Annotated in this window: 12 protein-coding genes; 2 read left to right on the top strand and 10 right to left on the bottom strand. The window is 70.1% G+C overall.

The window, feature by feature from the left end; genetic code table 11:
• Positions 1-88 precede the first annotated feature (88 nt).
• Positions 89-559, top strand: coding sequence for a MarR family transcriptional regulator (locus tag JUB11_RS09010; RefSeq protein ID WP_207458187.1), 471 nt, complete (start codon positions 89-91; stop codon positions 557-559).
• 71 nt (positions 560-630) lie between these two features.
• On the opposite strand, the gene JUB11_RS09005 is transcribed toward JUB11_RS09010, so the two are convergent.
• The 3 genes from JUB11_RS09005 to JUB11_RS08995 all read right to left on the bottom strand — a co-directional run bounded on the left by JUB11_RS09005 (position 631) and on the right by JUB11_RS08995 (position 3,595).
• A complete protein-coding gene (locus tag JUB11_RS09005) occupies positions 631-2,250 on the bottom strand; it encodes a GMC family oxidoreductase N-terminal domain-containing protein (protein WP_207458186.1) in 1,620 nt (539 codons plus the stop codon).
• 230 nt (positions 2,251-2,480) lie between these two features.
• The gene (locus JUB11_RS09000) at positions 2,481-3,272 is read right to left on the bottom strand and encodes an SDR family oxidoreductase (RefSeq protein WP_207458185.1); all 792 of its coding nucleotides are present in this window, start codon (positions 3,270-3,272) and stop codon (positions 2,481-2,483) included.
• Positions 3,269-3,595 carry a nuclear transport factor 2 family protein gene (locus JUB11_RS08995; RefSeq protein ID WP_207458184.1) on the bottom strand — a complete coding sequence of 109 codons (327 nt, stop codon included), beginning with the start codon at positions 3,593-3,595 and terminating at the stop codon, positions 3,269-3,271. Before JUB11_RS08995 ends, JUB11_RS09000 begins: the two co-directional genes overlap by 4 nt.
• 136 nt (positions 3,596-3,731) lie before the next feature.
• Here JUB11_RS08995 and JUB11_RS08990 point away from each other — a divergent pair, with 136 nt between their 5' ends.
• The gene (locus tag JUB11_RS08990; protein ID WP_348771396.1) at positions 3,732-4,073 is read left to right on the top strand and encodes a helix-turn-helix domain-containing protein; all 342 of its coding nucleotides are present in this window, start codon (positions 3,732-3,734) and stop codon (positions 4,071-4,073) included.
• Positions 4,074-4,151: 78 nt separating this feature from the next.
• Here JUB11_RS08990 and JUB11_RS08985 read toward each other — a convergent pair whose 3' ends face one another.
• The 7 genes from JUB11_RS08985 to JUB11_RS08955 form a co-directional block, all read right to left on the bottom strand.
• Positions 4,152-5,456, bottom strand: coding sequence for a Gfo/Idh/MocA family oxidoreductase (locus tag JUB11_RS08985; RefSeq protein ID WP_207458182.1), 1,305 nt, complete (start codon positions 5,454-5,456; stop codon positions 4,152-4,154).
• A 123-nt stretch (positions 5,457-5,579) separates the two neighbouring features.
• Positions 5,580-6,044, bottom strand: coding sequence for a DDE-type integrase/transposase/recombinase (locus tag JUB11_RS08980; protein ID WP_207458181.1), 465 nt, complete (start codon positions 6,042-6,044; stop codon positions 5,580-5,582).
• Between the two features lie 294 nt (positions 6,045-6,338).
• Entirely contained in the window at positions 6,339-6,479 is a 141-nt protein-coding gene (locus JUB11_RS08975; protein WP_207458180.1) for a hypothetical protein, read from the bottom strand.
• Between the two features lie 102 nt (positions 6,480-6,581).
• Complete coding sequence (locus JUB11_RS08970) at positions 6,582-7,643, bottom strand: metal-dependent hydrolase (protein WP_207458179.1); 1,062 nt, start codon at positions 7,641-7,643, stop codon at positions 6,582-6,584.
• Positions 7,644-7,704: 61 nt separating this feature from the next.
• Positions 7,705-8,985: an FAD-binding oxidoreductase gene (locus JUB11_RS08965; RefSeq protein WP_207458178.1), complete on the bottom strand. Its 1,281-nt coding sequence runs from the start codon at positions 8,983-8,985 to the stop codon at positions 7,705-7,707.
• A gap of 35 nt (positions 8,986-9,020) precedes the next feature.
• Positions 9,021-10,571 (bottom strand): aldehyde dehydrogenase family protein, encoded by a 1,551-nt coding sequence (locus tag JUB11_RS08960; RefSeq protein WP_207458177.1) that lies wholly within the window; start codon positions 10,569-10,571, stop codon positions 9,021-9,023.
• A 331-nt stretch (positions 10,572-10,902) separates the two neighbouring features.
• Positions 10,903-11,940: a DUF1338 domain-containing protein gene (locus tag JUB11_RS08955; protein WP_207458176.1), complete on the bottom strand. Its 1,038-nt coding sequence runs from the start codon at positions 11,938-11,940 to the stop codon at positions 10,903-10,905.
• Positions 11,941-12,008 lie beyond the last annotated feature (68 nt).

Here is a 12,008-nt window from a genome sequence, read left to right as displayed (position 1 = left end):
TCTTCTTTAACGTGGCGCGCGGGGATGATCAAGCGTAAAGTTTATCGCGATAAGATTTCCGGCCGCCGCCGGATGCAAGGAGCCCGTCATGCCCGCCGAACCGAAGCGCCCACCGCCTCTGGAGCATCAGCTCTGCTATTCCATCTACTCGGCCGGCATTGCCATACAGCGGGCGTACAAGCCGCTGCTCGACGCGCTGGGGCTGACCTATCCGCAGTATCTCGTTCTCAATGTCCTGTGGCGCGAGGATGGACAGACCATCGGCGCCCTGGCCGAGCAGCTCGCCCTGGAGTCCAGCACGCTCACGCCGCTTCTCAAGCGGCTGGAAGCGGCCCGGCTGGTGCGGCGGACCCGAAATCCCGGCAACGAGCGGCAGGTGATCGTCGCGCTGACGGACGAGGGGCGCGCCCTGGAGAACAGGGCCGGTTGCCTCGGCGAAGCCCTGCTCGATGCGTCCGGCCAGACCCCTGCGGAGCTTGGAGACCTCAACAGGGAGGTCCGGCGGCTGCGGGACGGCATCTACAGCCGCATCGGGCGCTGGAGCCCCGACCGCCCCTGACATCCGGCGGGAGGCTGTGCCCGACGGGCTCGGAGCGGCGGTCCGTGCCGCACCCCGGGAAGGGTGCGGCCTCATAGGCCGTGCGCCTCGCGGAGCATCCGCGCCGCCCGCTCGCCGATGATCGCGCAGGGCGCCTGGGTGTTGCCCGTGGTCACCCGCGGCATGATGGAGGCGTCGGCGACGCGCAGGGCTTCGATCCCGTAGACCTTCAGCGAAGCGTCCACCACGGACATCTCATCGCGCCCCATCTTGGCGGTGCAGCTCTGGTGCCAGTAAGTGACGGCGGCGTCGCGTATGAACGACTCCAGCTCCGTCCCCTTGAGGCCGCCCGGCATGGCCTCGCCGCGGACGAAGGGCCGGAACGCGCTCGCGTTGCCCAACGCGCGGCAAAGCTCGACGCACGCGACGGCGGTCCGCATGTCCGCGGGGTCGGACATCATGTTGGCGTCGATCGTGATCGGGGCGAGCGGGTCGGCGCTCCGCAGGCGCAGGCGCCCGCGGCTCGCCGGACGCGCGAGGCCGGCGAACATCGTCCAGCCGTGCCGGGGCACGCCGCGGGCCATGGTCCGGTCGCTGGGCGCCGGGAACTCGACCTGACAGAACAGCAGGTCCGGAGCCTCCAGCTCGGGACGGCTTTTCCAATAAAGGGTCGCTTCGCTGCCGCTGTTGCGGGGCGGAATGGGTTCGGCGTAGTCCCAGATGCAACCGAAGGACACATGGTCCTGAAGGTTGCGCCCCACGCCCGGCAGATGCTGCGCCACGGATATCCCGACGCGTGCCAGGTCCTCGCGGTCGCCGACGCCCGAATGCATGAGCACCTTGGGCGTGTGCATGGCGCCCAGCGACAGGATGACCTCCAGCCCCGCACCGATCGTCAGGACCCGGCCGCCGCGCATCACCTCGACGCCGACGGCCCGGCGGCCGTCGAGCACCACGCGCCGCACGAGGGTGTCGGTCAGAACGGTCAGATTGGGCCGGTCGAGCCAGGGCCGCACATAGGCGCGGTGGAGCGAGTGGCGGCGGCCGTCGCGGACCAGCATGTCCGTGATGGCCGCGCCGCCCGGTCCCTCCATCATCCGGCCGTTCGGATGGTCGAATGTGGGGATGCCAAGCTCCCGGGCGGCTTCGAGCATCGCGTGCGCGATCGGGTTGGGATCGGCCGCCGGCTGGACCCACACCGGTCCGGACGTGCCGCGGAAGTGGGGATCGGGCGCGCCCCGCCAGTTCTCGATGCGCCGGTAGAGGTCGAGGACATGGTCGTATCCCCACGCCGGATCGCCGGATTCGGACGCGAAATGATCCCAGTCGCTGCGGTGCCCGCGTGCCCAGACCATCACGTTGACGCTCGATCCGCCGCCAAGCCCCTTTCCCATCGACATGGACAGCGCGCGGCCGTTCAAATGGGGGTTCGGCTGTGCCTGGAAGCCCCAATCGCGTTCGCTGCCGAGATTGAGCGGCCATTGCGCCGGATCGAGCACCGTCTCGGCCTCGTCGTCGCCACCGGCCTCGACGAGCAGCACCTGGGCGTCCGGGTTCTCCGCCAGACGGCGGGCGACCACCGAGCCCGAAGCGCCCGCTCCGCAGACAATGAAATCATACATCGGCTTCAACGAGGCCGTGAGCCGTGCCTGGTTCTCACGGGCGGCAACGGCGAAGTCGTACTCCTCGGAACGGGAGTTCTGAGACGGCATCGGCAAATCGCTTCCTGCAATGAATGGGCATCGCCTCCGGAGCCCCGGGCGCCCGTTGCGCAAGACGCGCCGACGGGCGGAGGGGCCGGGGTCGAGGGCGGATCAGGCGAAGGCGGACATGGCGCTGGCGGACATGGGGCTGGCGGACATGGGCCTGGCGGACACGGGATGGCCCCCGCCGCGAAGCACGGCCGCGCGATCGGTTGCCGGCGGCCGGCTGGGCCGCGCGGCTAGACCGTCGGCACCGTTCCGCCGTCGATGACGTGTTCCGCGCCATGGATGGCCGAGGCCCGCTCCGAGGCCAGGAAGGCGATGAGTTCCGCCACCTCCTCGGGCCGGGCGGGGCGCCCCAGGGGAATGCCCCCGAGCGCATCCATGATGCTTTGGCGCGCCTCCTCCGGCGTTCCGCCGCTGCTGGCCGCGATCCGCGTCACCAGGGCCTCGGAGGCTTCCGTGAGGATCCAGCCCGGCGAGACGACGTTGACCCGCACGCCCTTGGGTCCGAGTTCCTTCGACAGGGCCTTGCTGTAGGTCGTCAACGCGGCCTTGGCCGCGGCGTAGGCCGTCGTGGACTCGTGCAGCGGCAGCCGCCGCTGGATGGACGAGACATGGACGACGGCGCCCTCGCCACGCGCGATCATCTGCGGCAGCAGGGCCCGGTCGAGCCTCACGGCCGAAAGCAGGTTCAGCTCGAGTTCGGCGTGCCAGTGATCGTCTGTCAGCGCCGCGAAGCCGCCGCCCGGCGAGGCGGAGCCCCCCAGCACGTGCACGAGTATGTCCACGCCGCCGAGCTGCTCCAGGGCCGCCTCGGCGAGCTTCATCACGCCCTCCGGGGTGGTCAGGTCCGCCTCCACGAAGCGGACGCTCTCCAGACCGTCGATCTTCCCGCGCGCGGCGGTCAGGACCTGGGCGCCGCCCGCCACGAACCTCCGGACCGTCGCCCCGCCGGCGCCCTTGGTGCCGCCGGTCACGACGACGCGGCGCCCCTGGAACTCGGCGGGATCGATGCGGGCGGACGTCATGCGACCTCCAGGGCGGCGATCGCCCCGTCCGCGAGCGTGAACCGGAAGGTGAAGCGGATCGGGCTGCCGCGGAACGCGCCGGCGGTCAGGCCGTCCACGACGATGCGGCCATCCTCCTCGCGCCAGGCATCGGGGCTGAAGACCGCCCGGTTGCCGAGCGTCGCCGTCCTGATCCAGCCCTTGAGTTCCGTGCGCCCCCCGTACCGTCGCCCATCGTCGATCACGGCCGCGTCCGGGGCGAAGGCCGCGAGCATGCCGTCGGCGTCGAGACGGGCATTCGCCTCGACGTATGCGGCGATCGGGGGCGGCAAGTCCTTGTTCATGAGCTGTCTCCGGGACTACATTGCGTCGGCGGAAAACTGCTATCGAGCGGCCCAAATGACAAGAACGCACGAAAAGGTAAGGCACTTACCGGAAGGTAAGCGTGCCTCCTACACGCCTCATTCGGCGGCTGGAAGCGTGCAGAACGTGCTCCAGATCTTGGAGGGCCGGTGGAAGCTCTTGATCCTGTTCCAGCTCTTCGGTGGCCAGGTGCGGCGTTTTTCCGATCTGGAGCGCTCCATACCCGGCATTTCCCAGAAGATGCTGATCCAGCAGCTGCGCCAGCTCGAGAAGGACGGGGTGGTCGGGCGCACCGTTCATCCTCAGGTTCCGCCCAAGGTGGAGTATCACCTGACGGACTGGGGCCAGTCCCTCTGCCCGGTGCTGGATTCCCTGCTGGCCTGGGCGGAGGGCGGGCCCGCCGAGGCCCGGTCGCGGCTGATCCAGGAGGCGCCGAGCCCCGTAGGTTCCGCGTCCTGAAGGACCGGGGTCCTCACGCCGAGGCGGGCATCACCGTGACACTCTCCGCGGGATCGGGTCCCGGGGACCGGCCGCCTGTCACCCGCGCCGGCGCCGCTCCATTTCCCGGCGGATCCGGAACGCCTCGCCGTCGCCCGTCTCGACGTCGGTCCAGCGGACGATGGCGCCGGCCGGAACGTCCCGCAGCAGCGTGACGCGGTGCGCCAGCCCGATGGGCAGCGCTTCCTCGCGCAGGCTGCGCTCCGCGGGAATGAGCTTGCCCCAGACCGTGTAGCCGCCCTCGCCGTCGAGCGTCTCCCCGGCGCGGAGCGCCCGCTTGGCGACGGCGGCCACGTCCCCGCGGAAGGCGCGCGTCTGTCCGGTCGGCTCGCCCCGCAGCGCCGCCGACAGGACGGAAATGCCCAGCTCCAGACCGATGAGGTGGTACGGCTTGTACATGGCGGCGTACCAGCCCGACGCGTCGGTCTTCAGCCCATACTGGCGGAAGCAGGCCCTGGCGTAATCGTTCGGCGCCTTCAGGACCACATAGACGCCCCAGCGCAGGTCCCGGTGGACCGGCCGCCCGTCGCGCTCCAGGGAGGAGACGACCTCGACCATGCCCTCCGCCTCCAGCACCCCGCCCGCATCGCGCGGCCGCAATACATGGGGCAGGTCGTCCACCCCGCAGGGCGGGAAGAGCAACCCGTCCTCCGGCACCGCGAGGTCGCAGGCGTTGGCGATGGCCGCCATCTCCAGCGCCGATTTGGTGCCGTCCAGGAAGGAATTGAACATCTGCGGGTTCATGCCGCCCTGGCGCGCCTCCTCCGCTGTCAGCCCGTAATGCGACCAGACGTCGTCCGGCGTCACCGCATGATAGGCCGGCAGGTATTTGGTGCCCTTGCCCGCCGCGACCACCTGGAACCCGCAGGCCCGCGCCCAGTCCACCAGCTCCGCCGTCAGCGCCGGCTGGTCGCCGTAGGCCATGGAATAGACGACGCCATGGGTCCGCGCCTCCTCCGCCAGCAGCGCGCCGGCCAGCACGTCGGCCTCCACATTGACCATCACCACATGCTTGCCCGCCGCGATGGCCGCGCGCGCGTGCGCGATGCCCGCCGCCGGCGCCCCGGTCGCCTCCACCACGACCTCCACCTCCGGATGGGCACAGGCCTCCGCCCCGGATTCGGTGAACACCGTCCCGGCGAGGCGATCCTCGCTCCACCCGACCCCCCGGCAGGCCGCCCGCGCCCGCTCCGGATCGAGGTCGGCGATCACCGCCACCTCCAGCCCCGGCGTGGTCGGCACCTGCGACAGGAACATCGACCCGAACTTCCCCGCCCCGACCAACCCGACCCGAACGGGCCGCCCGGCGGCGGCGCGGTCCTGGAGCATTTGGTACAGATTCATGGCGGCGGTCCTCCCCCTGGTCGCCGGGGTTGTGCGCCCAGCGGATTGTTGGAGGGGTGATGATATAGGGTTTCGAGAGGGGCGTCAGGTCGGGATTGGGAGCGGTGCCGTGGCGCGGTATCGTCAATTCCCCGGGTGGTTGACGAACCGTTGGCTGGAACAGCTATTGTTCCGGATATATCGGGCAATCCGGACCACGTTGTTCATTTCGCGCCAGCTGGTAAAGGCGCGATCACAGGCGATGTGGTATTCGGTGGCGAAGACCAGATGGCAGCGAGGCTGAAACGGATCATGACTTGGGCTGTGTGTGGATAGGAAGCGATGGGCATGCCGAGCTGATTTGAACCTCCTCATGTGTCGCTCACGCCGTCGTGTCGGCTGGTGCGAAACTTCCCAGGCGTTGTTCAGGTATCGGTTTTGCCGGTGCTCGCTCCCGAGCTTCAGGTCCCGCTTCGCAGCGGCGTAGGATTTCAGCCTGTCCGTGATCATGACACGGGGTGGATAATGCCGTTTCTTCAGCAGCTTGCGGAAGAAGCGTTTGGCCGTCCTCTCGCTTCGGCGGCTCCGGACCATGATATCGAGCACCATGCCATTCCAGCCTGTCTGGCAAGCGTGCAATGGGCTCGCCTCCAAGCGGACCGAGCCATGCTGGGAGCGGGCTCGGTCCGCCGCTGAGCTGGAGGCTGTTAGAAACCTGGTGGTCGGTTGCAACCGAAATTGACTTGGTGAAGACTTGGAGCATCGCTTACTCCCCGTCCCGGGGACGCCGCAAGCGCAGGTTTGGCGTCATGGGCGAGCAGCAACAAGAGCTTCGACACCGACGCCAAATTCAAACGCCGAGCCAACTGCGGTTGTGGTCCAATGATTGATCCCTAACAACTCCTAATGGTGCTGCTTGCCCTCGGGCGGGGAGTATTCGCCCCACTTCTTGCTGGTCGTGTAGACCACCGCGAAGGCGCCCGCCAACGCGGCCAGCAGCCCGAAGAAGAAGATCCAGAAGGTGAATTCCTTGAACACTTCCATGGCGCGCCGCTCCCGTTGCCCTGGCGGGGTTCCCGGCCGGGCTCCCCTTCCGGGGAGAACAACCAACTTCCCCGCAAGCGGTTCCTGACGGCGCGCCGGGCGTCAGTTCCCGAGCACCGCCTTCCAATAATCGCCGAGCGTCCGGGAGGAGGCGGCCGGGCGGCGGTTGAAGGCCTCGACTTCGCCGACGATGTTGCCCTGCGGGTCCACCAGCGCGCTGATGCCCCAGAAGCCCAGCTCCGTGTCGCCCGGTACGCCGTAGCGGGTGTCGGATGCCTCCACCAGGCTGTTGGCGTTCTCCGCCGGGCGGCTGGTCCAGTAGGCGTTGTCCATGGAGAACCAGGTGAAGAGCCGGCCCCTTTCCGAGGCCTGGACGGCGGCGATGGCCGGTCCCTGCTCGCGCGGGAAGCGCTTCCAGTCGATGGGCTTGGCGTCGTTCAGCACCGAATGGTAGCCGACCAGGATCTCGTCCGGCCGCTCCACCACGACGCGCCGGTAGACCGGCTGGAAGAGGGTGGGGTAGGCGGTGACGCGCGTCTCCGGGCCGAGCTGCTCGCGGGCGCGGGCCTCGACATGGCCGTTGATCGCCAGGCCCGTCAGCGTGTAGGCGGTCACCAGGATGAGTGCCACGGCCGCCGCGTCCTCGGCGAAGCGCGGCCGGTTCTTCATGGCGAAGCCGATGACCAGCGCGACGATCAGGATCAGACTGTAAACGACGTCGATGATGCCCAGCGCGTTCCAGGCGAAGCGGAAATCGCTCAGCGGGTAGAGCGCCTGGGTGCCGTAGCTGGTCGGCAGGTCGATCAGCCAATGGGTCATCAGCGCCAGGATCGCCAGCCAGATCCAGGAGCGCAGCGTCTCGTCCGGCGTCTCCGGCAGGGCCGGCACCATCCCCGGCGGGGTCGGCGTCCGGCGGCGCCAGCGATGCCATTTCCAGGCCATCCAGCCCAGCGCCGGCCCGACGACCGGGCCGAAGAAGACCGAATGGGTCAGGCCCCGGTGGTGCTTCCAGTTGGTGAAGGTGTTGATCCAGCCCGCCGCCACGTCGAGGTCGGGGACCAGCGCGATGGCGGCACCCGCCACCATCGCGCCGCGGCCGAGACGGCGCCGGAAGCCCGCCTGGGCGACGGCGCCACCGAGAAGCATCTGCGTGACCGAATCCATGGGGCTCCTGTTCGATGCCGGCCTCGAGGCCGGGCGTTTGCGTGGGTGAAAACCGATGCCGTCAGGCGACCGTGCGCGCCGCGTGGTAACCGCAGGCACCCGCCTCCAGTGCCATTTCCTTGACGCGGCGGAAGGGCACGGGGCCGACGTCCGACGGGGCCATGGGCAGGGGGTGGTCGTCGCGGCCCAGCGCGTGGAAGGCGAGCGCCCGGCCGAACACCGTGCCGGGGCCGATGCCGCGCCCGTTGTAGCCGAAGAAGGCGGTTAGCCCCGGCTCGGGCTCGAAGAAGCGGGGGATGTGGTCGGGCGTCATGCCGATCCGCCCGAACCAGCCGAACTCCAGGGGCGCCCCCGCCGCTTGCGGGAAGACCCGACCCAGCACGCGCCGCGCCCAGGCCTCGTGGATGCGGGCGCCCGGATGGTCGAGCCGCCCGATGCTGCCCACCACCAGCCGCCCGGCCCGGTCGAGCCGGAAGGAGGACATGACCGACGCCGTGTCCCAGCTCCCCTCCAGCCCCGGCAGGATGCCTCGCCGCACCGCGTCGGGCAGGGGGGCCGTCGCGAACTGGAAATAGTGGATCGGCGTGAGGGCGGCGGTGAGGGCCGGCAGCAGCGGGCCGGTGTAGGCGTTGGTGGCGAGGATCACCCGGTCGGCGGTGACCGTTCCCCCGGCCGCCGTCACCCGCCAGCCCCGGCCCTGCCGTTCGATGGAACGGACGGGGGAGCGGGTGTGGAGCCGGGCACCCGCCGCGATGGCGGCGCGGGCGAGGCCGCGGGCGTAGGCGAGCGGCTGGATCGTGCCGGCGCGCGGGTCGAACAGCGCGCCGTGGAAGGCCGTGCTGCCGACCCGCCGCGCCGCCTCGTCCCGGTCGAGCAGGACAACGGGTGCGCCGCGCGCGGAGAGCTGCGCGTGGCGCCGTTCCAACTCGCGCTGGCCGGCCGGGGCGTGGGCGAGGTGGAGCGTGCCGTTGCGCACCGCCTCGCAGGCGATGCCGTGCCGTTCGATCAGCTCGAACACCAGCGCGGGCGCGCGGCCCAGCGCCTCGTTCAGGCGCATGCCCGCCTCGGTGCCGAGTGCCGCCTCGATCTCCGCCGGAGGCAGCCAGAGCCCGGCGTTGACCAGCCCGACGTTGCGCCCGGAGCCGCCGAAGCCGATGTCCGCCCCCTCCAGCAAGACCACCGCTGCCCCGGCCTCGGCGAGGTGGAGGGCGGCCGAGCAGCCGGTGAAGCCGCCGCCGACCACCACCACGTCGGCGCGCGCGTCCCCCTCCAGCGCCGCCGTGTCCGGCGGGGGAGGGGCCGACGCGTCCCACAGGCCGCGGGTGAGCGGGTCGGTTCTCATCCTCCGTCCTCCGTCCTGCGTCACGGAAACGCCCGTCAGGGCGCGTCCTTGATCTCGAAGCTGACGCCCTGGGCGAGCGGCAGCGTCCGGCCGTAGTTGATGGTGTTGGTGGCGCGGCGCATGTAGGCCTTCCAGCTGTCCGAGCCGGCCTCGCGCCCGCCGCCGGTCTCCTTCTCGCCGCCGAAGGCGCCGCCGATCTCGGCGCCCGAGGGGCCGATGTTGACGTTGGCGATGCCGCAGTCGGAGCCGGCCGCCGACAGGAAGGTCTCCGCCTCGCGCATGTCGAGCGTGAAGATGGAGGAGGACAGGCCCTGCGGCACGTCGTTCTGGAGGCGGATCGCTTCTTCCAGCTCCGTATAGCGCATGACGTACAGGATCGGCGCGAAGGTCTCCTTCAGGACCGGGCCGGTCTGCTCCGGCATCTCCACCAGCGCCGGCTGGGCGTAGAAGGCGTTGGCATGGCCGGTGTCCACCCGCCCGCCGCCGGTGACCGTGCCGCCGGCCGCGCGCGCCTGCTCCAGCGCCACCTGCATGCCGCGGAAGGCGCCCTCGTCGATCAGCGGGCCGACCAGCGTGCCGGGTTCCAGCGGGTTGCCGATCGTGACCGAGCCGTAGGCCTTCTTCAGCCGGGGCACCAGCGTGTCGTAGACGTCCGCGTGGACGAAGAGGCGGCGCAGCGTGGTGCAGCGCTGGCCCGCCGTGCCCATCGCCGCGAAGGCGACGCCGCGCAGGGTGAGGTCGAGATCGGCCGAGGGGCAGACGATGGCCGCGTTGTTGCCGCCCAGCTCCAGGATGGCGCGGGCGAAGCGCTGGGCGAGGCGCGGGGCCACCGCCCGGCCCATGGCGGTGGAGCCGGTGGCGGAGACGACCGGCACGCGCGGGTCGTCCACCAGCCGCTCGCCGACCTCGCGCCCGCCGACCAGCAGGGCGGAGAGGCCCGCCGGCACGCCGCCGAAGCGGGCCGCCGCCCGCTCGAAGATCGCCTGGGTGGCGAGAGCGGTCAGCGGCGTCTTCTCCGACGGCTTCCAGACGCACGGGTTGCCGCAGACCAGCGCCAGGGCGGCGTTCCAGGACCAGACTGCGACCGGGAAGTTGAAGGCGGAGATGATGCCGGTCACGCCCAGCGGGTGCCAGCTCTCCATCATCCGGTGATCGGCGCGCTCGGTCGCGATGGTCAGGCCGTAGAGCTGGCGCGACAGACCGACCGCGAAGTCGCAGATGTCGATCATCTCCTGGACCTCGCCCAGCCCTTCGGAGGTGATCTTGCCGACCTCCAGCGTGACGAGGCGGCCGAGCGTGTCCTTGGCGTCGCGCAGCTCCTCGCCGAGCAGCCGGACCAGTTCGCCCCGGCGCGGGGCGGGGATCTTGCGCCAGGCCAGGAAGGCCTCCTGCGCCTGACCGATCACGCCGGACACAGCGTCGGGCGTCACCTCGCGCACCTGGGCGATGGTCTCGCCGGTGATGGGCGAGCGCACCTCCAGCGTGCCGCCGGTGTAGGCGTCGCGCGGCACGCCCAGCCGCTGCAGCAGGGTGTCGACCTCGCCGGCGAGGCTGGATGCGCCGGGGGCGGTGGTGTCGGAAGCCATGGGGAACTCCTCGCGCTTGTCCGGATGGGGTGGAGTGTACATGCCTCGCAAGGCGGCAACAGATCGAAAGGCAATCACCTTTCCGTCATCCCCGCGAGGGCGCCACTGCGTTTATCCAGTTCCTGAAGCAGGTTTTACTGAAAGACCGACCACTTTTCCGTCACCCCCCGCGAAAGCGGGGGTCCAGGACTCGCCCACAGCGTTCGTTCCGCGGACTTCTGGATCCCCGCTTTCGCGGGGATGACGGAAAAGTTATCTATTCTCAGTCGGTTACTGCTTGGCAAGATACGCGCATTCCATAGCGCTTGCTTTGCGGGGTGGTGGATAAGGATCAGCGTGCCTGGCTGGCGGTCATCTTGAAGATGCCCTGGGCGTTCGAGCTGTCGAAGCCGAGGTCGAGCTTCTTGGCGCCGGTCGTCTCGTCCACCAGGGGCAGGCGGGTGATGAACTCGTAGAAGGAGCCGGGGACGGTCCGCTCGAACAGGCTGCCGTCGGGCAGGCGGAAGGCGCGCTGGACCATCGCCGCCTTGAAGGCGGTCTGCTTGACGCGGCCGGATTGGGAGACCTCGACCGAATCCTTCATCGGGCGGCCGAGCGCGCGCTGCTCCTCGGCAAGGCCGTCCACGTCGGGCACGCGGTCGGTCGCGTGGTTGAAGGCGTTGCCTTCCGTGGCGATCCAGGCCATCTCGGCCGATTCGGCCTTCAGCGCTTCGTAATCGTCCAGCGCCGGGTGGTCGTGCTGGCGGTCGAAGCAGCCGGCCAGCACCGGCAGGGCGGCCACGGCGGCGTCGAGAGCGACGGAGCCCGCTGAGGCGAACTGGTCGAGCACGGCCTTCGCCTCACCCGTCAGGGGATCGCGCGAATTGCCGGTCACGCGCAGCACGGCGGCCTGGAAGCCCTCGGAGAAGCGCTCCGGATGCAGTTCGCTGACGAAGAACTGGGCGATGTCCTCGGGGAAGTCCTCTTGCGCGTAGGAACGGCCGGTCATCTTCAGCCGGTCGAGCGGGTAGGTGCCGTTCAATTGGTAGCCCAAGGGCTCCAGCACGCGGACCAGCGAGGCCTGCCCGGCGGGCAGCCCGCCCATGCCCGCCACCGCGACGGTGCGGACGGCGCCGTGGTCGTGGACCAGCCGCTCGCCCTTCGCGACCCGGTCGCGCGCGTAGTCGGCGGCGGCCGGAACCCGCGCCAGCAGATCCTCGAACAGGAGCATGTTCAGCCCCTGCGCCATGACCGCGCGCGACACCTTCGGCCCGGCCTCCTCGACGAGGGCAGGGTGGATGCTCATCATCCGGAACAGCGCCTCTGCCCGCGCCTCCCCGGCCACGCCCGACACCAGGGCGAAGAGCACGCCCGACCTATCACTCGCCATCACGCCATCTCCCGTTGTCGTTGCCGCACGCAGTCTTCCGGCGCGGGCGGGTCAGGTATATTGCCATT

This window comes from Azospirillum sp. SYSU D00513 (assembly GCF_017356015.1).
Classification (GTDB): domain Bacteria; phylum Pseudomonadota; class Alphaproteobacteria; order Azospirillales; family Azospirillaceae; genus Azospirillum.
The sequence above is the reverse complement of the archived record's forward strand: the minus strand, read 5'-3'. Positions and strand labels throughout refer to the sequence as shown.